We start from the raw sequence: 21221 nt of genomic DNA, 5'->3' as shown, positions 1-21221 counted from the left end.
CAGCCGGTGCAGCCGCCGCGCCAGCGCGAGCTCCCGGCCGCGCGCGGGGGCGTTCCGGACGGGCCCGCGCAGCGCCCCGACGCGCTCCCGGCCCCCCCCCACCCGCTTCCCATGCACACGCCCCCCCTCCGTCGCCCGGCCCCCGCCCCCGCGCGGTTGTCCGGAATCCGACTGCTACCGGCCACGGTTGACGCCCCGTCCGCTGACGACCCTGATCGGGGCGGACCCGCGTCGCCTGTCCGCCCGCACTTTCACCCGGCGGGGCAACAGCTGCCCCGACCGGCCACCACATGTCCCACCGGACGGCTACGCTCGGGGTCTGTACGTCGTTCGGGCGACCTGGGGAGGTAACGGGATGACGGAGGGACGGCCGTCGGCGGCCGCCTCGGCTTCCCTGTGGGAGCGGGAGGCGGAGCTCGCCACCGTCGCACGGGCCATCGACGAGCTGCGCGCTGAGCGGGACTCCGCGGGCAGTCTGCTGGTCTTCCGCGGCGAGGCCGGGCTCGGCAAGACCGCGCTGCTGGCCGAGATCCGCCGTATGGCCGAGCGCCGCAACTGTGCCGTGTGGTACACGCGCGGCGCCGAGACGCTGAGGTCCGTACCCTTCAACGTCGTACGGCAGTTACTGCAACCCGCCCTGCTGTCCCTGCTGCCCGAGGAGGCCCGCGAGTACCTGGGCGACTGGTACGACATCGCGGGGCCCGCCCTCGGCATAGCCGAACCGCAGGAGGAGAGCGCCGATCCGCAGTACGTGTGCGACGGCCTCGTCGCCGCCGTACGCCGGCTCGCCCGCCGCGAATGGCCGCTCGTGCTGCTGATCGACGACGCGCACTGGGCCGACCAGGAGACCCTGCGCTGGCTCGCCGCGTTCGCCGAACGCCTCGACGACCTGTCCGTCCTCGTGGTGGTCGCCCGCAGGCCCGGCGAGGCCGGCGGCGACAGTGCCCGCCACCTCGACACGATCGCCGCCGCGGGCCGCTCCGTCACCAACCTGCGCGCCCTGACCCCGGACGCCGCGGCCGGACTCACCCGCGCCACCCTCGGCCGGCACGCCGACGACGCGTTCTGCCGCGAGGTCTGGGCCGTCACCGCGGGCAACCCCTACGACACCGTCGAACTCCTCGCCAAGGTCCAGGACAGCGAACTGCCGCCGGTGGAGGGCCGGGCCGGCGAGCTGCGCGCCCTGAACCGCGCCGCGCGCGGCGGCGGACTGGTCGACCGGATCAAGGAACTCGGCCTGGAGGCCACCCAGTTCGCGTGGGCCGCCGCGATCCTCGGCACCGGCATCACCATCGAGTCGGTCGCCCGCCTGGCCACCATGGGCGAGGACACCGCCCGGCACTGCGCCGACCTCCTGTGCGCGGCCCGCATCCTCACCGTCCCCGATCCGAAGGGCGAACACCGCGGCGGCGAGCTGGAGTTCGTGCACCCGCTGATCGCCTCCGCCGTCTACAACTCCATCCCGCCGGCCGTGTGCACCGCCATGCACGGCGTCGCCGCCGACATCGTCACCGAGATGGGCCGCGGCGCCGCAGAGGCGGCCCGGCACCTCCTGGAGGTCCACCCGGACGACGACGAGGAACTGGTCGAACAACTCCGCGAGGCCGCCCGCGAACACCTCGCCGTCGGCGCGCCCGACGCGGCGCGCGTCTGCCTCGAACGCGCCCTGGAGGAGCCGCCCCGGCCCGAGATCCACGCCCACGTCCTCTACGAACTCGGCTGCGCCACCCTGCTCACCGCGCCCGCCGTCACCATCGGCCACCTGCGCAGCGCCCTCGGCATGCGCGGACTCGACGGCCGCGACCGCGTCGACGCCGTGGTCCGGCTCTCCCAGGCCCTGCTCCACAACGACCAGCTCGAAGAGGCCGTCCGCACCATCGAGGCCGAGGCCGCCCGGCACGAGGCCGGCCCGGTCCGCATGCGGTTGCAGGCCTTCCAGTACATGTGGGAGGGCATCCACGGCGAGACCGTCGCCCCGTCCCGCTCCCGCAGCCTCGCCGAACTCGCCGCCACCTGCACCGGCCGCGACAACACCGAACGCGCCCTGCTGATCCTGCGCGGCTTCGACGCCATGACCCACGGCGAGAGCGCCGCCGAGATCCTCGAACTGTGCGACCGGGCCCTCGTCAACGGCCGTCTCGCGCCCGGACTCGGCTGGACCGACCGGGAATGGGGCATCGAACTGCTGATGATGCTCGGCAGCGCCTACGTCTACACCGACCGGCTCGACCGGGCCGAAAGCCTGTTCTCCGAGGCGCTGCGCGTCTACACCGGCGCCGGCTGGCACGGCGGCCACCTCTCCCTGGCCAACGCCTATCTGGGGCTCGCCTACCGCAGACAGGGCCGCCTCAAGGACGCCGAGGCGCATCTGCGCGAGGCCCTCGTGCTCGCCGAACGCGTCGGCCGCAGACTGCCGTTGCACTGGTCGGCCACCTGCGGACTGGTCGACACCCTGCTCGCCCGCGGCCGGGCGGGGGAGGCCTGGTCGGTCGCCGAGCAGTACGGCTTCGCCCCGCCCTACCCTTCCACCATCGTGCTGCCGGACGTGCGCTGCGTGCGCGGCCGGCTGCTCCTCGCGGTCGGCCGTACCGAGGAGGGGATCAACGAGCTGGAGGCAGCCGAGAAGACCGCCGTCACCCGGGGCGGCCACAACCCCGTGCTCGCGCCGTGGTCGATCGACCTCGCCAGGGCCCTCGCCGGACAGGACCCGGCCCGCGCCGCCCGGCTCGCCGCCGACGCCCGCCGGCAGGCCGAGCGGTTCGGCACCGACACCGCCATCGGCGAGGCCCTGCGCTGCGCGGCCGCCCTCGAAACCGGTTGCCGCGCCGCCCAGTTGGCCGCCCGCGCCGTCACCTACCTGGAGGCCTCGCCCTCCCAGTACGAACACGCGGCCGCCCGCATCGAACACGGCATCCTCGCCCGCTCCGCCGCCGATCTGCGCCGCGGCCTCGACCTGGCCCGCTCCTGCGGCGCCGACGGGCTGGCGGCCCGGGCGAGCGAGGCGCTGGCGGCGGGAGGGCTCCGGTGACGGACGGGGGCCGTACGGCGGTTCAGCGCGCCCGCGCGAACACCACCCACACCTGTCCCTCGGCGAACGCCAGCGGCCCGCCGTCCGCCCCGGTGAAGGCCGTACCGCCGTTCGCCGCCGGCCGTGACCAGGTGGCGGGGTAGGAGCGTCCGTCGCGCAGCACCTCCGCCTTCCCGGTGCCGACGGTCTCGGTGTACGGGGTGGGGTTGCCGAGGACGTCGTGGTACGCCGAGTCGCGGACGGTGACGTACTGGACGACGACGGTCGGCGGGGCCGGGCGGGGCCCGTCCGTGCTCGTCAGCGGCGTGCCGTCCATGACGATCAGCCAGCCGTGCCGCGCGGCGGACCAGACGAAGGTGAGCCGCGCCTGCGGGTAGCGCACCGCGCGCGAGGCCGCCGGGGTGCCGCCGGACGGGGCGGGTCCGTAGCGGAAGCCCGTGGTCAGCGCGCCCCTGCCGGGCGCGGAGGGGACCAGGCGGGCCGGGCGCACGAAGAGGTTGTGCGGCGCCGCCCGGCCCCTGTCCCGGTAGTAGGCGGTGGCGGCGCGGTCGGGGGACTCGGGCCGCAGCGGGGCCCGGTCGATCAGCGGCAGCAGCCTGCGCTGGGCGCCGGAGAAGGCCAGATACGGCCGGTCGAACTGGCCGAGCAGCTCCAGATCGGACTCCCGGGCGCTGCGCACCGGCCCGACGACGGGCGGGAACCGGCGCGCGTACACCGCCATCAGCCGGCTCAGCCCGCCCTCGACCTGTTCGGCGTACACCACGTCCGCCGCGTCCAGCCCGGTCTGCGGGCGGGCCCCCGGCACATTGTCGAGCTTCACGGCGAGCGGGGAGCCGCCCGCGGCGGTGGCGGTCGGCGGCGGGGTCGGGACCGGGCCGCGGTCGAGCCCACCGCACCCCGGCACCAGGGTGCAGACCAGGACGAGCGCCGCCGCGGCGCCCCTGACCGGACCGTGTCTCCCGCCCACGCTCGCCCCCGTTCGCCGACCGGACCCGCGCACACCGGTCCTACCCGGCCGCGCCCCGGCACGCACTCGCACCGCGCCCACCAGGAGGTTCGGCGCGATGACCCACGGGTACCCGAAGGCCGCCGCAAAACGGATACATCGGCGTGAACCGATGCAACCAAGGGAGCGCGACCTCATGAAGGCAGTCACCTGGCAGGGCAAGCGGGACGTGCGGGTGGAGGACGTGCCCGACCCGAAGATCGAGGAACCCACGGACGCCGTCATCCGCGTGACCTCCAGCGGACTGTGCGGCTCCGACCTGCATCTGTACGAGGTGCTCACCCCGTTCATGACCCCGGGCGACATCCTCGGGCACGAGCCCATGGGCATCGTGGAGGAAGTCGGCTCCGAGGTGACGAACCTGCGGCCCGGCGACCGCGTCGTGGTGCCCTTCCAGATCGCCTGCGGGCACTGCTTCATGTGCGACACCGGGCTGCCGACCCAGTGCGAGACCACCCAGGTCACCGGCGAGGGCATGGGCGCGGCCCTGTTCGGCTACACCCGCCTGTACGGCGCCGTGCCGGGCGCCCAGGCCGAGTATCTGCGGGTGCCGCAGGCGCAGTTCGGCCCGATGAAGGTGCCCGAGGGCCCGCCGGACGACCGCTTCGTCTACCTCTCCGACGTGCTGCCCACCGCCTGGCAGGCCGTCGAGTACGCGTCCGTCCCGCCCGGCGGCAGCGTCGCGGTCCTCGGCCTCGGCCCGATCGGCGACATGAGCTGCCGGATCGCCCTGGCGCGCGGCGCGGAGCAGGTCTTCGGCATCGACCTGGTGCCCGAACGGCTCGCGCGGGCGAACCGGCGGGGCGTGAAGACGTACGACCTCAGGGCCTTCGACGACGAGAAGACGCTGATCCACGCCATCCAGGAGGCGACGGGCGGCCGGGGCCCGGACGCGGTGATCGACGCCGTCGGCACCGAGGCGCACGGCAGCGCCGCCGCGAAGCTCGCCCAGCAGGCCACCGCCCTCCTGCCGCGCAAGATCGCCGCGCCCTTCGCCGAACGCTTCAGCATCGACCGGCTCGGCGCCCTCTACATGGCCATCGACCTGGTACGGCGCGGCGGCACCATCTCGCTCAGCGGCGTCTACGGGGGCATGGCCGACCCGATGCCGCTGCTCACCCTGTTCGACAAGCAGATCCAGCTGCGCATGGGGCAGGCCAACGTGCGCCGCTGGAGCGACCAGATCATGCCGTACCTCACCGACGAGGACCCGCTCGGCGTCGAGGACTTCGCCACGCACCGGGTGCCGCTGTCCGAGGCGCCGCACGCCTACGAGATGTTCCAGCGCAAGGAGGACGGCGCGATCAAGATCCTCATGAAGCCGTAGCTCCGCCCTTCCCGCCGAGGATCTCCCCGAGGTCGTAGCGCACCGGCTCCTCCAGCTGGGCGTAGGTGCAGCTCTCGGGGGCGCGGTCGGGGCGCCAGCGGCGGAAACGGGCGGTGTGCCTGAAGCGTTGCCCGTTCTCCATGTGGTCGTAGGCGACCTCGGCCACCCGCTCCGGGCGCAGCGGCACCCAGGACAGGTCCTTCTTCCCGGACCAGCGGCTCGGCGCCCCCGGCAGCCGGGCACTCTCGTGGGCGGCCTCCTCGGACCAGGCCGCCCACGGGTGCCCGGCGACGTCGTCCATCCGCAGCGGCGCCAGCTCCTCGACCAGCTCGGCGCGCCGCTTCATGGGGAAGGCGGCCGACACGCCCACGTGCTGGAGCCGGCCCTCGCCGTCGTACAGGCCGAGCAGCAGCGAGCCCACCACCGGGCCGCTCTTGTGCAGGCGGTACCCGGCCACCACGACGTCCGCCGTCCGCTCGTGCTTGATCTTGAACATGGCCCGCTCGTCCTGCCGGTAGCGCAGATCGAGCGGCTTGGCCACGATCCCGTCCAGCCCCGCCCCCTCGAACCGCTCGAACCACTGCTCGGCGACCGCGATGTCCGTGGTCGAGGGCGCCAGGTGCACCGGCGCGCCGGCGTCGCCGAGGGCGCGCTCCAGCAGGGACCGGCGGTCGGTGAGCGGTACGTCGAGCAGGGCCCGGTCGTCCAGTGCCAGCAGGTCGAAGGCGACGAACGAGGCCGGGGTCCGCTGCGCGAGCGTCCGCACCCGGGAGGCGGCCGGGTGGATCCGCTCGGTCAGCGCGTCGAAGTCCAGCCGCCCCCCGCGCGCGATCACGATCTCCCCGTCGAGCACGCACCGGGTCGGTACCCGCTCCCGCAACGCCTCGACCAGCTCGGGGAAATACCTGGTCAGCGTCTTGCCGGTACGGCTGCCCAGCTCGATCTCGGCGCCGTCGCGAAACACGATGGAGCGGAAACCGTCCCACTTGGCCTCGTAGTGCATGCCCGGCGGGATCCTCGCCACCGGCTTGGCGAGCATCGGCTTCACGGGCGGCATGACGGGCAGCTCCATGGCTTCGATTCTGCTCGTGCGCGCCCGTGCGCGCCCGGTGTGCGAGCCGCGCGGGGGGCGCCTACGGTGGCCGCATGGCTGATGCGGTGGAACTGGAGGTGGCCGGGCGGACCGTACGGCTGTCCAGCCCGGACAAGGTGTTCTTCCCGGAGCGGGGATTCACCAAGCTGGACCTCGCGCGGTACTACATCGCGGTCGGCCCCGGCATCCTGCGCGCCCTGCGCGACCGTCCCACCACCCTGGAGCGCCACCCGGACGGCATCGAGGGCGAGTGGTTCTTCCAGAAGCGCGCCCCCAAGGGCATGCCCGACTGGATCCCGACCGCGCACATCACCTTCCCCAGCGGCCGCAGCGCCGACGAGATGTGCCCCACCGAACAGGCGGCGGTGGTGTGGGCCGCCCAGTACGGCACCCTCACCTTCCACCCCTGGCCGGTGCGCGCCGGCGACGTCGACCACCCCGACGAACTCCGCATCGACCTCGACCCGCAGCCCGGCACGGACTTCGCCGACGCCGTCCGCGCCGCCCACGAACTGCGCGCCGTCCTCGACGAGTTCGGCGGTCTGCGGGGCTGGCCCAAGACGTCCGGCGGCCGGGGCCTGCACGTCTTCGTGCCCATCGAGCCGCGCTGGACCTTCACCCAGGTACGGCGCGCCGCGATCGCCGTCGGCCGGGAGATGGAACGGCGGATGCCCGGGCACGTCACCATCAAGTGGTGGAAGGAGGAACGCGGCGAGCGCATCTTCCTCGACTACAACCAGACCGCCCGCGACCGCACCATCGCCTCCGCCTACTCGGTACGGCCCCGCCCGCAGGCCACGGTCTCCGCGCCGCTGCGCTGGGACGAGCTCGATACCGCGCACCCCCGCGACTTCGACCTGGCCACGATGCCCGCCCGGTTCGAGGAACTCGGCGATGTGCACGCCGACATGGAGGACCGGTCCTATTCGCTGGACGCGCTGCTGGAGCTGGCCCGCCGCGACGAGCAGGACCACGGCCTCGGCGATCTGCCCTATCCGCCGGAGTATCCGAAGATGCCCGGCGAACCCAAACGCGTCCAGCCCAGCCGGGCCCGCCGGGAGCCGTCGCCTTGACGGTGCCGCACGCGGCACGGCCCCCTCGGCCCACGGTACGGCGGCCCTCGTTATCCTGGTCGGCAGCCGGCCGATGAGGAGTCCCCCTGTGCCCGAGGCAGTGTCGCGTCCCACGCTGGAGGCCGTGGCCGCGCGGGCCGGAGTCTCCAGGGCCACCGTGTCACGGGTGGTCAACGGCGGCTTCGGCGTCCGGGAACCCCTGGCCGAGCGGGTCCGGCGGGCCGTCGAGGAACTCGGCTACGTCCCCAACCAGGCGGCGCGCAGCCTCGTCACCAAGCGGCACGACGCCGTCGCGGTCGTCATCGCCGAACCCGAGACCCGGGTCTTCGCCGACCCCTTCTTCGCCCTCCAGCTGCGCGGCATCAGCAAGGAACTGACCGCCCACGACAACCAGTTGGTACTGCTGCTCACCGAGGGCCGCGACGACCACGCGCGCGTGGCCCGGTACCTCGCCGGGGGCCATGTCGACGGGGCGCTGGTCTTCTCCCTGCACCTGGACGACCCGCTGCCCCGGCTGATCCACGACGCCGGTGTGCCCACCGTGTTCGGCGGCCGGCCGGGCTGGCCGGACGGTACCGGCACGGCGGTGTACGTGGACTGCGACAACCGGGGCGGCGCCCGGGCCGCCGTACGCCATCTGACCGCCCTCGGCCGCACCCGGATCGCGCACCTCACCGGCGCCCTGGACCAGACCTCGGCCGTGGACCGGCTCGACGGCTACCGGGACGTCATGGCCGAGACGGCGGGCGGGGCCGATCCCGCGCTGGTGGTGGAGAGCGACTTCACCCCGGCCGGCGGGGAGCGGGCCATGCGGGAACTCCTCGGCCGCCGCCCGGACGTGGACGCCGTGTTCGCCGCGAACGACCTCACCGCGCTGGGCGCCCTGCGGGTCCTGCGGGAGCGGGGCCTGCGGGTACCGGAGGACGTGGCCGTGGTCGGCTTCGACGACATGCTGCCGCTCGCCGAGCAGTCCGACCCGCCCCTGACCACGGTCCGTCAGGACATCGAGCGGATGGGGCGCCTGATGGCCCGCCTGCTCCTGGACGGCGCCGCGACCCGGCCCGCCGCCACGGGCGCCCACGCCCGGGCCGGTGCCGACGGTGGGCGGCCGGGCCGCCCGTCGTCGGGCGTGATCCTGCCGACCACGCTGATCCGGCGCACGTCCGCCTGAGCGGCGCTCAGTCGCGCGCCCCCGCGCTCCTGATCACCGCGAACCGCGCCCCGTACGGATCGGCGAGCGTCGCCATGCGGCCCACCCGCTCGACCGTGGCCGGCGGCACCACGAGCGTCCCGCCGAGCCGCCGCGCCTCGGCCACGACGGCGTCCGTGTCCTCGACCTCGAAGTACGGCAGCCAGTAGGGCTCGTCCTCCGGGTGGGCCAGCGGCACCATGCCGCCGAACATCGCGTCCTCCCCGGCGCCGCCCGGGTTGACACTGGTGTAGGTGCCGCCCGGGAAGGGCACGCCCGACGTCTCCAGGTCCAGCACCCGGTGGTAGAAGGCGGCCGCCGCCGCGATGTCCGGGGTGTGCAGCTCGGCCCAGCACAGCGCGCCCGGCGCGTTCGCCACGTCCACGCCCCTGGTCTCACCGGGCTGCCAGATCCCGAACGTCGCGCCCGCCTGGTCGGCGAGGACCGTCATGTGCCCCTGGCCCAGCACGTCGACCGGACCGAACAGCAGTCGGCCATGGGCCTGTTGGGCCGCCTCGGCGGTGGCCCGCGCGTCCTCGCTGCGGAAGTACAGCGTCCAGGACGGCGGGCCCTGCCCGGGCGCGGTCTGCATGCCACCGGCGACGGTCCGCCCGTCCAGCTGGAAGAAGCCGTAGCCGCCGGCGTCCGGCCCCGCCGACCGGAACCGCCAGCCGAACAGACCGCCGTAGAAGGAGCAGGCGCGGTCGATGTCGGGCGCGCCGATGTCGAGCCAGTTCGGGGCGCCGTTGACGAAATCGGTGGTGAGCATGCCGCCCTCCTCGAAGGGGTCCCGTCCGCTGCACTGCCGAGTCTGGCACCGCCCATCGGCCACCGCCGCCGGAGCACCGCCACCCGCCGCACCCGGCCGCCCTCACCACCGGTGACCGGGCCCGTCGGAGGAGTTTCCGGTGTTTCCGCGCGCCGCCGTGCGCCCGCCCGGTCCCGGGGAGCATCATCGGGGCGGCCGGAGGGCCCCGGCGACGGCGTTGAGCGCGCGTTGATCGAACGTTTTTCGCCGCGGGGCACGATCCTGGCCATGCACTTCGACACGATCACACCGGCCGACGAGACCTGGCAGGCGCAGGCCCTGTGCGCGCAGACCGGGCCGGACTTCTTCTTTCCCGAGCCGGGCAGCTCGGTGCGCGAGGCGAAGCGCATCTGCGGGATGTGCGAGCTGCGCTCGGCCTGCCTGGACTACGCGCTGACCCACGACGAACGCTTCGGCGTCTGGGGCGGCCTGTCCGAGAAGGAACGCCTCGCCCTGCGCCGCACCTCGGGCTGACCGCCCCCGCAGCGGACCGCCCTCACCCCCGGCGGCCCGCCCTCACCGGCCACGGCCCGCGCCGTCAGCGCCCCGCGGCCCGCACCGTCGGCCCTTCGTGGTCCGCGCCCGTCAGCGCTCCGCGGCCCGCGCCGCCATCCGCGCCTTGCGCGCCGCCAGCTTCTCGTCGAAGCGGGTGGCCTCCGCGTCCAGGCCGCCCATGTACAGACCCAGTTCCTCCTGGGCCCGGCGCCCCTCGGGCCCGAGACCGTCGAGCTGCATGACCTTCAGGAAGCGCAGCACCGGCTGGAGTACGTCGTCGTGGTGGATGCGCAGGTTGTAGACCTCGCCGATCGCCATCTGCGCGGCGGCCCGCTCGAAGCCGGGGATGCCGTGCCCGGGCATCCGGAAGTGGACGACCACGTCCCGCACCGCCTGCATGGTCAGGTCCGGCGCGAGCTCGAACGCCGCCTGGAGCAGGTTGCGGTAGAACACCATGTGCAGGTTCTCGTCGGTCGCGATCCGGGAGAGCATGCGGTCGCACACCGGGTCACCGGACTGGTGCCCGGCATTGCGGTGCGAGATCCGGGTGGCCAGCTCCTGGAAGGCGACGTAGGCGATCGAGTGCAGCATCGAGTGCCGGTTGTCGGACTCGAACCCCTCGCTCATGTGCGCCATGCGGAACCGCTCCAGCTGGTCCGGGTCCACCGCGCGGGAGGCGAGCAGGTAGTCCCGCATCACGATGCCGTGCCGGCCCTCCTCGGCCGTCCACCGGTGCACCCAGGTGCCCCAGGCGCCGTCGCGGCCGAACAGGCTGGCGATCTCGTGGTGGTAGCTGGGCAGGTTGTCCTCGGTCAGCAGATTGACCACCAGGGCGGTACGGCCGATGTCCGTCACCTTGGACTGGTCCTTCGCCCACGCCTCGCCGTCCTCGAAGAAGGCCGGGAAGTTGCGGCCGTCGCTCCAGGGCACGTACTCGTGCGGCATCCAGTCCTTCGCGGCCCGCAGATGCCGGTTCAACTCTCTTTCCACCACTTCCTCCAGCGCGTACAGCAGCCGGGTGTCGGTCCACACGGACGGGCTGTCGAGGCGGGAAGAGGCAATGGTCACGGGAACTCCAGGGGGACGACGGACAAAGGGGAGTACAAGAGGGGTACCGGCGAGCGGTGCCGGGAAACCTACGTGATCGTAAGCTACGAGACCGTAGGTTACGAAACCGTAGGTTAAGTCGCCGTAAAAGCTCCCCGATCAGCGGGGACGGCGCACCGTCCGGCGATGCGCAGCGGCCCCGGGACGCGTCGTTCCCGAGGCCCGTCGGGAGAGGTGTCACCCGGTCAGGCGTACAGCTCCCGCAGGCGTACGGAGAGACAGGTCACCGAGCCCTCCCTTTTCTCGAACTCGCCGATGTCCACGGTGACCACCTCGTGGCCGAGGTCGGTCAGCAGCTCGGCGGTCCTCGGGGCGCTCGCCGCCATCAGCAGCTTGTGCCCGCCGAGCAGCACCACCTGCGCGCCGGAGGGCTCGGGCACGGAGAGGAACCCGGGGAAGACCGAGGGCCGGTCCACCCTCGGGATGTGTCCGAGCACCGTGCCGTCCGGCAGCGCGGTCACGGCCGACTTCAGGTGCAGCACCTTGCTCACCGGAACGGCCACCACCCGGGCGCCCAGCGGCTCGAACGCGGCCCGCAGCTGCTGCACCCCGGCCGCGTCGGTACGCCCGCTGCGGCCCGCGTAGACCGTGTCGCCGACCTTCAGTACGTCGCCTCCGTCCAGAGTGCCCGGCTCCCGTATCCAGTTCACCGAGCAGCCGAGGCCGGCCACCGCCTCCTTGACCCCGGCGGTCTCGGCCCGCCGGGCGGCGGCGCCGGGCCGGGTGATCAGCGCGACATTGCGGAAGACGACGACGGTGTCCTCCACGAACACCGAGTCCGGGCAGTCGTCGGCCGGTTCCACCTCGATGGTCTCCCAGCCGTGCGCACGCAGCGCCTCGACGTACGCCTCCCACTGCTCCACGGCCCGTCCGACGTCGATCGGCTCCCGCTCGACGTGCGTGACCAGGCCGTCGGCCAGCCGGGGGCTCGGACGGCGAACGAGGGTCTTACTGCTGGGCACGAGGGGCCTTTCCGCTCGGGGACACAGCGCCTGCGCCGGGGTTCCCACGGCGAGCGCCCCGGCGCGAGTTCCCTCTCCCACGGCGCCCACGGGATCGGTGCTGGTCGGAGTCCCCGATCGAGTGACGTGAGCTCCCGGCGCCCGATTGTCCCAGATGACTTCGCGCCGCCGACGAGGCCGTCACGGGCTGCGGTCGCGTCCGTCCCGTGGGGCGAAGGCCGTGAGGGCGTCGGCGTCGGTCGCGCGAGCGTGCAGGAAGTAGTCGGCCCATTGGGCGATGTCGGGGTAGGACGAGTCCTGGCCGAGCCGGGTGGCCGCGGCGTGGAGGTCGAAGCGCGTGATGCGGAGATCGACACCCGGCCCGAGGAGGGCCCAGTGCGCCCCGGTTCGTCCGTAGGGCATACCGACGCTCCCCGGATTGACCACGAGCCGGCCGTGGGCGAGGCGGACGAACGGCATGTGGGTGTGGCCGCAGACGACGGTGCGGATGTCGGTGCCGAGTCCGTCGAGGACTTCCTCCCAGCGGTCGAGGCGTGAATCGACCAGGACGACCTCCTCGTCGTCGCGAGGGGTGGCATGGCAGAACAGCACCTTCCCCAGGCCCCGCACGGACAGGGAGAGCGATCGCGGCAGTGCGTCGAGAAGGTCGAGATGATCGTCGCGGAGCTGTTCGGCCGCCCAGGGGGCGATCGGGTCGGGGATCGTGTCGCGTCGCCCCCGGCGGTGTTCGACGAGTTCGCGGTCGGCGTTGCCGCTGATCCAGACGACGCGGTCGCCCAGGCCGGTCAGCAGGTCGAGGACCTGGACCGGTTGCGGGCCGGCGGCGATGTCGCCGGTGAGCACGATGCGGTCGGCGGTGCGGACGTCTGGTTCGGCGAGTACCGCCTCCAGGGCCGGCAGGACCCCGTGGATGTCGGACAGGACGGCTACGCGGTTCAGCATGGTCACCACTGTGCATGTTCTTCGAGGAAGTCCGAGAGCACGGTGCACAGCGTTCCAGACTGTTCCAGGGGTGCCGTGGACGCTCATGGAGCACGTCACGGTCGAAGCGAGGCCACCATCCGTCCTCGCGTTCCTCCGCCCCGGCCGCCCAGCCCGCGCCGACCGGTCCGCCGCCGAGGCCCGCGGCAAGCCGGGCACCGCGCGCCGCACCGAGTCGGGAGCGGGGCACCGGGGCCTATCCGACGTCCTTTGGCGCGATCTCCCGCAGCCGCCCGTTCTCCAGCAGCAGCCACCGGGTGATCCCGATCGACTCCAGGAACGGCAGGTCGTGGCCGGCCACCAGCAGCGCGCCCTCGTACGACTCCAGGGCCGAGGTCAGCTGCCGGACGCTCGCCAGGTCGAGGTTGTTGGTCGGCTCGTCCAGCAGGAGCAGCTGGGGGGCCGGCTCGGCGAGCATCAGGGCGGCCAGTGCGGCCCGGAAGCGTTCGCCGCCGGACAGCGTGCCCGCCCGCTGGTCGGCGCGCGCGCCCCGGAACAGGAAGCGGGCCAGCCGCGCCCGGATCCGGTTGTCGGTGGCGCCCGGCGCGAACCGGGCCACGTTCTGCACGACCGTCAGCTCGTCGTCCAGCACGTCCAGCCGCTGGGGCAGGAACCGCAGCGGGACGTGCGCCGCCGCCGTGCCCGCCACCGGCGCCAGCTCCCCGGCGACCGTCCGCAGCAGCGTGGTCTTCCCGGCGCCGTTGCGGCCGACCAGCGCGATGCGCTCCGGGCCGCGCAGGTCGAGGAGCCCCTCGACCCGGGCCCCGTACGCCGTCTCCAGGCCCTCCAGGGTGAGGACCCGCCGGCCGGGCGGTACGGCGGTGTACGGCAGTTCGACGCGGATCTCGTCGTTGTCCCGCACGGCCTCCGCCGCCTCGTCCAGGCGCTCGCGGGCCTCGGCGAGCCGTTCCTCGTGCAGGATGCGGTGCTTGCCCGCCGACTCCTGGGCGGCGCGTTTACGGGCGCCCATCACGATCTTCGGCTCGCGCCTGGAGTCCCACATCTTCTGCCCGTACCGCTTGCGCCGGGCCAACTTGACCTGGGCGTCGGCGAGTTCGCGCTTCTGTCTGCGCACATCGGCCTCCGCGACCCGCATCATCCGCTCGGCCGCCTCCTGTTCCACGGCCAGCGCCTGCTCGTAGGCCGAGAAGTTGCCGCCGTACCAGGCGACCTCTCCGGCGCGCAGTTCCGCGATCCGGTCGACCAGGTCGAGGAGTTCACGGTCGTGGCTGACCACGACCAGCACCCCGGACCAGGCGCTGACGGCCTGGTGGAGGCGGCGGCGCGCGTACAGGTCGAGGTTGTTGGTGGGTTCGTCCAGGAGCAGCACGTCCGGGCGGCCCAGCAGCAGCGCGGCCAGCCGCAGCAGCACCGACTCGCCGCCGGACACCTCGCCGACGGTGCGGTCCAACCCGAGGTGTCCGAGGCCGAGTTCGCCGAGGGTGACCAGGGCGCGCTCCTCCACGTCCCAGTCGTCGCCGACCGTCTCGAAGTGCTCCTCGGCCACGTCGCCCGCCTCGATGGCGTGCAGCGCGGCCCGGCGCCCGGCGATGCCGAGGACCTGGTCGACGCGGAGGGCGGTCTCCAGGGTGACGTTCTGCGGCAGGTAGCCGATCTCGCCCTGGACCTTGACGGTGCCGTCGGCCGGGACGAGTTCACCCGCCAGCAGCTTCAACAGGGTCGATTTCCCCGATCCGTTGGCGCCGACGAGCCCGGTCCTGCCGGGGCCGAAGGCGAGGTCGAGTCCGTCGAACACGGTGGTGCCGTCGGGCCAGGCGAAGGAGAGGGAGGTGCAGGTGAGGGAGGATGACATGGAGGCCTCGCGGGGTGGGTGCGGTTCGGTGGACGCGTGTCGGGACACCGCGAGGCGGGAACCGGGGGACCATCCGCAGGCCGTGGAGAAGAAAAGGCCCTGTGCCGGAGGACGGCTCGAACGCCGAGGTCGTACGCCACGCACACCTAGCGGTGCGACGCGGTGTCCTTGAACCTCAGACGAGCAACGTCCTTCTCCGATCGACGGCAACAGAACCGAGGTAAACGGTAGGAGCGGGCCGGGCGGCGGTCAACGCGATTTATGCCGGGTGACACGGCCGGCCGCACCCACGGCGGGCCGCTCCGCCTACTGGGCGTCCCGCAGCAGGTCCGCCAGGCCGCCGTCCAGATCGAGCTGGAGGTGTTCGAGGCCGGCCGGCACCAGTTCGCCGGCGGCCTCCAGGAAGCGGCGTATCTCGGCCGCGCGGACATGGATGACCGCGGTGCCCTCCGGGGCGTGGAACTCCAGGACGACGCGGTCGTAGCCGTACGGCCGCACCCGTACGTCCCCGTGGCCCACGGCGCTCTCCAGCCCGGTGGCGAGCAGCTCGCGGGCGAAGGTCCAGCACACTTCGACCCCCTCCAGGGTGGCCGGGGCCGGGAAGGTCATCCGCACGGCGAACGGGTCACCGCGGTCGTAGCGCAGCGTGGCGGGAATGTTCGGCATGCGCGGTGCGGCGGCGACGAGACGGGCCTCTACGAGCTGCTCGATGACGGTGGACAACGCCTTGCTCCCTCGTGACGGCTGGACTGCGTCTGGTGTGACACCCGGCACTGGATGAGACGACGGAATCGGCCGGGGCGTGCACCTGGGTGACGAGTGACCTCGGTCACCGCGTTCATGCACACGGGGGGCGGGACACTGCCGCAGTACGCCGCGCGGCAGTTGGCCCTCTGGACGGCGTCCCGGCGGTCGGCTAGCTTCGCCCGCCATGAGGCGCATGGGGAGCACGCGGAGCACGGGTCGGACGCGACGCACGGGCAGGCTGGTGGCGGCGGGGGTCGCGTGCGGGGCGGCGCTCGCCGCGCTGACCGTCCCCTCGGCGCAGGCACTCGGACAGCCGGGACGGCAGGGCGTGCACTGGGCGGCGAAAGACCCCGGCACCCCGGCGGTGCGCTTCCGGGGCCTCGCGGCCGTGGACCGGCGCACCGCCTGGCTGGCCGGCACCGCCGGTACCGTCCTGCTCACCCGGAACGGCGGCTCGACCTGGCGCGATGTCTCCCCGCCCGGCGCGGCCGGCCTGGAGTTCCGGGACGTCGAGGCCTTCGACGCCCGGCACGCGGTGGTGCTGGCCATCGGCGAGGGCGAGGCGTCCCGGGTGTACCGCACCGACGACGGCGGGGCGAGCTGGACCGAGTCCTTCCGCAACACCGACCCGAACGCGTTCTACGACTGCCTCGCCTTCTTCGACCGCCGGCACGGCCTGGCGCTGGGCGACCCGGTGGACGGCAGGTTCCGCGTCCTCGCCACCGACGACGGCGGCCGCTCCTGGCGGCTGCTGCCCGCGTCCGGCATGCCGCCCGCCCTGGACGGCGAGGCCGGCTTCGCGGCGAGCGGGCAGTGCCTGGTCACCTCCGGCGCCAAGGACGCCTGGGTGGCCACCGGCGGCGGTGCCCGCGCCCGAGTCCTGCACTCCGCCGACCGGGGCCTGACCTGGACCGCCGCCGACACACCGGTCCCGGCGGGCGATCCGGCCCGCGGCGTGTTCGCCCTCGCGTTCCGCGACCGCACGCGCGGCCTCGCGGTCGGCGGCGACTACCGCGCCGACCAGCCCTCGCCCCGCGCCGCCGCGGTCACCGACGACGGCGGCCGCACCTGGCGGCCCGCCGTCACACCCCCGCCCGCCTACCGCTCGGGGGTCGCCTGGCTCCCGCACAGCCGCTCGGCCGCGCTCGCCGTCGGCCCCACCGGCACCGATCTGACCACCGACGGCGGTCGTACCTGGCGCACCATCGACACCGGCTCCTACGACACCGTGTCCTGCACCGGCGACCTCGGCTGCTGGGCGGCCGGCGAGCGGGGCAGGGTGGCCCGGCTGGAACGGTGAGGTAGGCGCACCGCGAGCCGGGTACTCGTGTCGGCGTCACAGCGGAAAGGAGCGATCATGCCAGCCGGTTCCAGCCCCAAGCGCGAACGCCAGTACGAGCACATCAAGGAGAGCGCGCAGGACCGGGGTGAGAGCGAGGGACGCGCGAAGGAGATCGCCGCACGGACCGTCAACAAGGAACGTGCCCGCGCCGGCGAGTCGAAGACCGCCAGCCGCACGTCGACGCAGGACATGTCGTCCAGCAGGCGCGGCGGCCAGCGGTCGGGCAACCGGGTCGGCTCCCACGGCCCGACCCGCGACCAGCTGTACAACGAGGCGAGGCAGCGCGGCATCGAGGGCCGCTCGCACATGAACAAGGACGAGCTCCAGCGCGCCCTGAAGTCCAAGAAGGGCTGACGGCAGGAGCCGGGCAGGGCGGCTCAGCCGAGGGTCTGCCGGTACCGGGCCAGTTCCGGGACCGTCTTCGTGGCGATGAACTCGGTGACCCGGTACGTGCACACCCCGCCCAGGGTGAACGGGTCGCTCGCCACCACCTCCTCGACGCGGGCGCGGTCCTCGGCCACGGCCAGGATCACCCCGCCGTCGCGCGGCTCCTTGCGGCCCGAGGCCAGGAAGACGCCCTTCTCGTACTGCTCCTCCAGCCACGCCACATGCTCGGCGAGCAGGGCGTCCACGGCGTCGAGGGGCTTGGTGTAGGTCAGTTCCAGTACGAACATGATCGCGAGCCTACCCCGGCCGCCGCGCCCGGTCACAGGCGCTAGAGTCGGCCGTCATGACGACCCCAGGCATACCGGCGGGCCGGCCCGCGACCGAGGAGGAGGCCCGCGCGGTCCAGGACGAGCTGCGGGGCCGGGTGGTGCTCGACGAGCCGGGGCCGCCGCCGGGCACCGGCCGGGTGACCGGGGTCGACGTGGCGTACGACGACGAGCGCGACCTGGTCGCGGCGGCGGCCGTCGTGCTGGACGCCGCCACCCTGGAGGTCGTGGCCGAGGCCACCGCGGTCGGCCGGGTCTCCTTCCCCTACGTGCCCGGACTGCTCGCCTTCCGCGAGATCCCCACGGTGCTGACCGCCCTGGAAGCCCTGCCGTGCCCGCCCGGCCTGGTGGTGTGCGACGGCTACGGACTGGCCCACCCGCGCCGCTTCGGCCTGGCGAGCCACCTGGGCGTGCTCACCGGTCTGCCCACCGTCGGCGTCGCCAAGAACCCCTTCACCTTCACGTACGAGGAGCCCGCCGCCGCGCGGGGCAGCTCCGCGCCGCTGCTCGCCGGCGTCGAGGAGGTCGGCCGGGCCCTGCGCACCCGAGACGCCGTCAAACCGGTCTTCGTCTCGGTCGGCCACCGGGTGAGCCTGGACAACGCCGTCGCGCACACCCTGGCCCTCACCCCGGCCTACCGGCTCCCGGAGACCACCCGGCGCGCCGACGCCCTGTGCCGCCGGGCCCTGCGGGAGGCGACGGCGGGTCGGGCCGCTCAGGAGGCCGTGACCCGCCAGGCGCCGACCTCCTGATACCCGGAGTCGTAGACGGCCGAGCCGTCGCCCGGCTCCAGCGGGTAGTGGTGCAGACTGCCGCCCCAATAGCGCAGTATCCGCCCCAGCTCGGCGGCCCGCTCCGACGCCGGGGCGTCCTCGTCCACGGTCACTTCGAGCACGAATTTCACGACTCCCGCGCCTCCTCGGGCTCCACCCTTCCGGGACTCCATCGTCTCATTGACGTGCCCGGTGAGACTTCGGCGACGGCGGGCGCGGAGGATTCGCCCGGCACGGGCCGGAAGTCTCAAACGGGGGGAGAGGTGCCGGGCGCGTCGCCCGGTTACCGCCGCGCCACCACCCGGAACCCGATCCCCGCGGCCCGCAGCCGTCCGGTGAGCGCGTCGCCCATCGCCTGCGCCGTGGTCACCTGGCCGGACGTCGGCGGCAGGTCGTCGAAGACGAGGCACAGCGCCGCCTCGGCGAACATCTTGGCGGTCTCGTCGTAGCCGGGGTCGCCACCCGTCACCTCGGTGAGGACGCGCCGCCCGCCGCCCTCGCCGACGAAGCGCACCCTGAACCAGCTCTTCGCCCGCTTCTCCGCGCTCGGCCCCTCGCCCGGCCTGAGCCGGTCCGCCAACCAGCGGCGCGCGGGCGGCAGTTGGGCGGCGGCCGCGAGCGCGCCGACGGCGGCGACCCCGCCGAGGGCGACCGGCAGATGCCGGACGGCGGCGAAGTGCCGGTAGCGGAAGTCGGGGCCGTACCGCTCCAGGGTCCGCGCCGAGCGGCTCACGATCCGCGGGTCGATGGTGGGCAGCGGCACCGCCCACGCGCCGACCTCCGGGGCGAACCGCGGCGCCCCGGTCGGCGCGCTCACCCGGCGCCCGTGCAGCCGGGGCTCGTGCCGGGCCCGCTCGCGCGCGGCGGCCAGCAGCCGCCGCCCCCGCGCGAACTGGTCGAGCGCGGAGGCCAGGGTGCCGCCGGAGAAGGCCGCGTCGGCCGTCACGTAGCCGTCCACCCGCAGCGGCACGCCCTCGGGCAGCTGCCGCACCGTGAAGTACGCGCCGAGGTCGTGGGGTACGGAGTCGAAGCCGCAGGCGTGCACCAGGCGCGCGCCGGTCTCCCGGGCGCGGGCGTCGTGCCGGACGTACATCAGGTCCACGAACTCCGGCTCGCCGGTGAGGTCCAGACAGTCGGTCCCGGCGTCCGCGCAGGCGGCCACCAGCTCCTCGCCGTACCGCAGATAGGGGCCCACGGTCGTGGCCACCACCCGGGCCCGCCCGGCCAGTTCGCGCACGGCGGCCGGGTCGGACGCGTCGGCGCGCAGCACGCCGATCCTCGCCGTACCGCAGATAGGGGCCCACGGTCGTGGCCACCACCCGGGCCCGCCCGGCCAGTTCGCGCACGGCGGCCGGGTCGGACGCGTCGGCGCGCAGCACGCCGATGTCCGCGCCGCCGGGCAGTTCCTCGCGCAGTTGTCGCAGCCTGGCCTCGTCGCGGCCGGCCACCGCCCAGCGCAGCTCCTTCGGCGCGTGCGCGGCCAGGTACCGCGCGGTCAGGGTGCCGACGAAGCCGGTGGCCCCGTAGAGCACCAGGTCGTAGGGACGGTCCGCCTTGTTCAGTCCGTTCATGCCACCCCTTGGTCGTGCAGCCCGAGCCGCCGTCGGCGGCCGAGGCTAGCGTGAGACCCGTGCGCTCCCCGGGCCGGGTGACCCCGGCCGGACGGCACTTGGCTAAGCGCTTGCTCGTTCAGGTCTTGTGCCGGATGGAACGCGTTCCTAGCATCACTGGTGTTACATCAGTTGTGTCACACACTTGGGGGACGGCATGAGCACGGCAGCGCGGGGCCCGCTCCACGGCGTGCGCGTGGTGGAACTGGCCGGCATCGGGCCGGGCCCGTTCGCCGCCATGCTGCTGGCCGACCTCGGCGCCGACGTGGTCCGCGTGGACCGCCCCGGCGGCCCCGGCCTCGGCATCGACCCCGCCCACGACGTCACCAACCGCAACAAACGCTCGGTGGTGGTGGACCTCAAGTCCCCGGACGGCGCCGCGTGCGTCCTGGACCTCGCCGAGCGTGCCGACATCCTCGTCGAGGGCTACCGTCCGGGCGTCGCCGAACGCCTCGGCGTCGGCCCGGCCGACTGCCACGCCCGCAACCCCCGCCTGGTGTACGGCCGGATGACCGGCTGGGGCCAGGACGGCCCCCTCGCCGAGCGCGCGGGCCACGACGTGTCGTACATCGCCGTCACCGGCGCCCTCGGCCTGATCGGCCGCCCCGGCGAACCTCCGGCCGTGCCCGCCAACCTCCTCGGCGACTACGCGGGCGGCTCGCTCTACCTGGTCGTCGGCGTCCTCGCCGCACTGCACCACGCGCGCGCCACCGGCACCGGCCAGGTCGTGGACGCCGCCATCGTGGACGGCACCGCCCATCTGTCCGCGATGATCCACGGGATGCTCTCCGCCGGCGCCTGGCAGGACCGGCGCGGCGCCAACCTCCTCGACGGCGGCTGCCCCTACTACGGCACCTACGAGACCGCCGACGGCGGACACATGGCGGTCGGCGCCCTGGAGGACCGGTTCTCCGAGCAGTTCCTGCGCCTGCTGGGCCTGCCGGACCTGCTGGACGCGCGCGGCGACCTCAGCCGCTGGGACGAACTGCGCGCCCGGATCGCCGACCGCTTCCGCACCCGCACCCGCGCGCAGTGGACCGCCGTCTTCGAGGGCACCGACGCCTGCGTGGCCCCCGTGCTCTCGCTGCGCGAGGCCCCGGACCACCCGCACCTGGCCGCCCGCGGCACCTTCACCGAGCACGCGGGCCTCACCC

The 21221-nt window shown here is 73.9% G+C and carries 20 protein-coding genes and 1 pseudogene; 9 read left to right on the top strand and 12 right to left on the bottom strand.

The features are described 5' to 3' along the window. Nucleotides 1-355: 355 nt before the first annotated feature. The gene (locus tag FRZ03_RS24480) at nucleotides 356-3028 is read left to right on the top strand and encodes an ATP-binding protein (RefSeq protein WP_146467302.1); all 2673 of its coding nucleotides are present in this window, start codon (nucleotides 356-358) and stop codon (nucleotides 3026-3028) included. Between the two features lie 22 nt (nucleotides 3029-3050). Here the strand turns inward: FRZ03_RS24480 and FRZ03_RS24475 are convergent, their stop codons facing one another. Then, a complete protein-coding gene (locus tag FRZ03_RS24475; RefSeq protein WP_261399325.1) occupies nucleotides 3051-3995 on the bottom strand; it encodes a DUF3048 domain-containing protein in 945 nt (314 codons plus the stop codon). Nucleotides 3996-4170: 175 nt separating this feature from the next. Between FRZ03_RS24475 and FRZ03_RS24470 the strand changes: the two genes are divergently transcribed. Then, on the top strand, nucleotides 4171-5361 hold the full coding sequence (locus FRZ03_RS24470) for a zinc-dependent alcohol dehydrogenase (protein WP_146467300.1): 1191 nt from the start codon (nucleotides 4171-4173) through the stop codon (nucleotides 5359-5361). Here the strand turns inward: FRZ03_RS24470 and FRZ03_RS24465 are convergent. After that, nucleotides 5348-6433, bottom strand: coding sequence for an ATP-dependent DNA ligase (locus FRZ03_RS24465; RefSeq protein ID WP_146467299.1), 1086 nt, complete (start codon nucleotides 6431-6433; stop codon nucleotides 5348-5350). The two genes, FRZ03_RS24470 and FRZ03_RS24465, sit on opposite strands and share 14 nt — an antisense overlap. Before the next feature lie 74 nt (nucleotides 6434-6507). On the opposite strand from FRZ03_RS24465, the gene ligD reads away from it, so the two are divergent. Together ligD and FRZ03_RS24455 are read left to right on the top strand one after the other, a co-directional pair. Then, the gene (ligD, locus tag FRZ03_RS24460; RefSeq protein ID WP_186785584.1) at nucleotides 6508-7527 is read left to right on the top strand and encodes a non-homologous end-joining DNA ligase; all 1020 of its coding nucleotides are present in this window, start codon (nucleotides 6508-6510) and stop codon (nucleotides 7525-7527) included. 73 nt (nucleotides 7528-7600) lie between these two features. Continuing rightward, entirely contained in the window at nucleotides 7601-8698 is a 1098-nt protein-coding gene (locus FRZ03_RS24455) for a LacI family DNA-binding transcriptional regulator (protein ID WP_146467298.1), read from the top strand. Between the two features lie 7 nt (nucleotides 8699-8705). On the opposite strand, the gene FRZ03_RS24450 is transcribed toward FRZ03_RS24455, so the two are convergent. Continuing rightward, on the bottom strand, nucleotides 8706-9485 hold the full coding sequence (locus tag FRZ03_RS24450; protein WP_146467297.1) for a VOC family protein: 780 nt from the start codon (nucleotides 9483-9485) through the stop codon (nucleotides 8706-8708). Between the two features lie 267 nt (nucleotides 9486-9752). Between FRZ03_RS24450 and FRZ03_RS24445 the strand changes: the two genes are divergently transcribed. After that, nucleotides 9753-9998 (top strand): WhiB family transcriptional regulator, encoded by a 246-nt coding sequence (locus FRZ03_RS24445; protein ID WP_146467296.1) that lies wholly within the window; start codon nucleotides 9753-9755, stop codon nucleotides 9996-9998. Between the two features lie 111 nt (nucleotides 9999-10109). Here the strand turns inward: FRZ03_RS24445 and FRZ03_RS24440 are convergent, their stop codons facing one another. From FRZ03_RS24440 to ssgD, 5 genes are all read right to left on the bottom strand, one after another. After that, nucleotides 10110-11087 (bottom strand): acyl-ACP desaturase, encoded by a 978-nt coding sequence (locus FRZ03_RS24440; protein WP_146467295.1) that lies wholly within the window; start codon nucleotides 11085-11087, stop codon nucleotides 10110-10112. Nucleotides 11088-11311: 224 nt separating this feature from the next. After that, a complete protein-coding gene (gene ddaH / locus FRZ03_RS24435; RefSeq protein ID WP_146467294.1) occupies nucleotides 11312-12088 on the bottom strand; it encodes a dimethylargininase in 777 nt (258 codons plus the stop codon). 180 nt (nucleotides 12089-12268) lie between these two features. Further along, nucleotides 12269-13030, bottom strand: coding sequence for a metallophosphoesterase family protein (locus FRZ03_RS24430; protein ID WP_146467293.1), 762 nt, complete (start codon nucleotides 13028-13030; stop codon nucleotides 12269-12271). Nucleotides 13031-13265: 235 nt separating this feature from the next. Continuing rightward, entirely contained in the window at nucleotides 13266-14882 is a 1617-nt protein-coding gene (locus FRZ03_RS24420) for an ABC-F family ATP-binding cassette domain-containing protein (protein ID WP_146467292.1), read from the bottom strand. 306 nt (nucleotides 14883-15188) lie between these two features. Further along, nucleotides 15189-15605, bottom strand: coding sequence for a spore wall synthesis regulator SsgD (ssgD, locus tag FRZ03_RS24415; protein ID WP_146467291.1), 417 nt, complete (start codon nucleotides 15603-15605; stop codon nucleotides 15189-15191). A 217-nt stretch (nucleotides 15606-15822) separates the two neighbouring features. On the opposite strand from ssgD, the gene FRZ03_RS24410 reads away from it, so the two are divergent. Both FRZ03_RS24410 and FRZ03_RS24405 read left to right on the top strand, forming a co-directional pair. After that, a complete protein-coding gene (locus tag FRZ03_RS24410) occupies nucleotides 15823-16929 on the top strand; it encodes a WD40/YVTN/BNR-like repeat-containing protein (RefSeq protein WP_146467290.1) in 1107 nt (368 codons plus the stop codon). 57 nt (nucleotides 16930-16986) lie between these two features. Further along, on the top strand, nucleotides 16987-17325 hold the full coding sequence (locus FRZ03_RS24405; RefSeq protein WP_146467289.1) for a plasmid stabilization protein: 339 nt from the start codon (nucleotides 16987-16989) through the stop codon (nucleotides 17323-17325). Between the two features lie 23 nt (nucleotides 17326-17348). On the opposite strand, the gene FRZ03_RS24400 is transcribed toward FRZ03_RS24405, so the two are convergent. Next, complete coding sequence (locus FRZ03_RS24400) at nucleotides 17349-17645, bottom strand: YciI family protein (RefSeq protein WP_146467288.1); 297 nt, start codon at nucleotides 17643-17645, stop codon at nucleotides 17349-17351. A gap of 56 nt (nucleotides 17646-17701) precedes the next feature. On the opposite strand from FRZ03_RS24400, the gene FRZ03_RS24395 reads away from it, so the two are divergent. Then, entirely contained in the window at nucleotides 17702-18436 is a 735-nt protein-coding gene (locus FRZ03_RS24395) for an endonuclease V (RefSeq protein ID WP_146467287.1), read from the top strand. On the opposite strand, the gene FRZ03_RS24390 is transcribed toward FRZ03_RS24395, so the two are convergent. The 3 genes and pseudogenes from FRZ03_RS24390 to FRZ03_RS40520 all read right to left on the bottom strand — a co-directional run. Then, nucleotides 18400-18588 carry a hypothetical protein gene (locus FRZ03_RS24390; protein ID WP_146467286.1) on the bottom strand — a complete coding sequence of 63 codons (189 nt, stop codon included), beginning with the start codon at nucleotides 18586-18588 and terminating at the stop codon, nucleotides 18400-18402. The genes FRZ03_RS24395 and FRZ03_RS24390 overlap by 37 nt on opposite strands. A 152-nt stretch (nucleotides 18589-18740) precedes the next feature. Beyond that, nucleotides 18741-19727, bottom strand: a complete 987-nt coding sequence (locus FRZ03_RS24385) for a saccharopine dehydrogenase family protein (protein WP_398661016.1) — start codon at nucleotides 19725-19727, stop codon at nucleotides 18741-18743. 70 nt (nucleotides 19728-19797) lie between these two features. Further along, nucleotides 19798-20028 (bottom strand): annotated as a pseudogene (locus FRZ03_RS40520) (saccharopine dehydrogenase NADP-binding domain-containing protein); the annotation flags it as partial. 196 nt (nucleotides 20029-20224) lie between these two features. Here FRZ03_RS40520 and FRZ03_RS24380 point away from each other — a divergent pair. After that, the coding region (locus FRZ03_RS24380; protein ID WP_146467306.1) for a CaiB/BaiF CoA transferase family protein at nucleotides 20225-21221 on the top strand (997 nt) is incomplete at its 3' end.

Source organism: Streptomyces misionensis (assembly GCF_007896895.1).
Lineage (GTDB): Bacteria > Actinomycetota > Actinomycetes > Streptomycetales > Streptomycetaceae > Streptomyces > Streptomyces misionensis_A.
The sequence above is the reverse complement of the archived record's forward strand: the minus strand, read 5'-3'. Positions and strand labels throughout refer to the sequence as shown.

What these genes read in the sequence shown, in the direction of transcription:
- FRZ03_RS24445 (WP_146467296.1), top strand. Translation starts at nt 9,753, where the DNA reads ATGCACTTCGACACGATCACACCGGCCGACGAGACCTGGCAGGCGCAG.
- FRZ03_RS24395 (WP_146467287.1), top strand. Translation starts at nt 17,702, where the DNA reads ATGACGACCCCAGGCATACCGGCGGGCCGGCCCGCGACCGAGGAGGAG.
- ligD (WP_186785584.1), top strand. Translation starts at nt 6,508, where the DNA reads ATGGCTGATGCGGTGGAACTGGAGGTGGCCGGGCGGACCGTACGGCTG.
- FRZ03_RS24420 (WP_146467292.1), bottom strand. Translation starts at nt 14,882, where the DNA reads ATGTCATCCTCCCTCACCTGCACCTCCCTCTCCTTCGCCTGGCCCGAC.
- FRZ03_RS24480 (WP_146467302.1), top strand. Translation starts at nt 356, where the DNA reads ATGACGGAGGGACGGCCGTCGGCGGCCGCCTCGGCTTCCCTGTGGGAG.
- FRZ03_RS24405 (WP_146467289.1), top strand. Translation starts at nt 16,987, where the DNA reads ATGCCAGCCGGTTCCAGCCCCAAGCGCGAACGCCAGTACGAGCACATC.
- FRZ03_RS24465 (WP_146467299.1), bottom strand. Translation starts at nt 6,433, where the DNA reads ATGGAGCTGCCCGTCATGCCGCCCGTGAAGCCGATGCTCGCCAAGCCG.
- FRZ03_RS24455 (WP_146467298.1), top strand. Translation starts at nt 7,601, where the DNA reads ATGAGGAGTCCCCCTGTGCCCGAGGCAGTGTCGCGTCCCACGCTGGAG.
- FRZ03_RS24470 (WP_146467300.1), top strand. Translation starts at nt 4,171, where the DNA reads ATGAAGGCAGTCACCTGGCAGGGCAAGCGGGACGTGCGGGTGGAGGAC.
- FRZ03_RS24430 (WP_146467293.1), bottom strand. Translation starts at nt 13,030, where the DNA reads ATGCTGAACCGCGTAGCCGTCCTGTCCGACATCCACGGGGTCCTGCCG.
- FRZ03_RS24400 (WP_146467288.1), bottom strand. Translation starts at nt 17,645, where the DNA reads ATGTTCGTACTGGAACTGACCTACACCAAGCCCCTCGACGCCGTGGAC.
- FRZ03_RS24450 (WP_146467297.1), bottom strand. Translation starts at nt 9,485, where the DNA reads ATGCTCACCACCGATTTCGTCAACGGCGCCCCGAACTGGCTCGACATC.
- FRZ03_RS24410 (WP_146467290.1), top strand. Translation starts at nt 15,823, where the DNA reads ATGGGGAGCACGCGGAGCACGGGTCGGACGCGACGCACGGGCAGGCTG.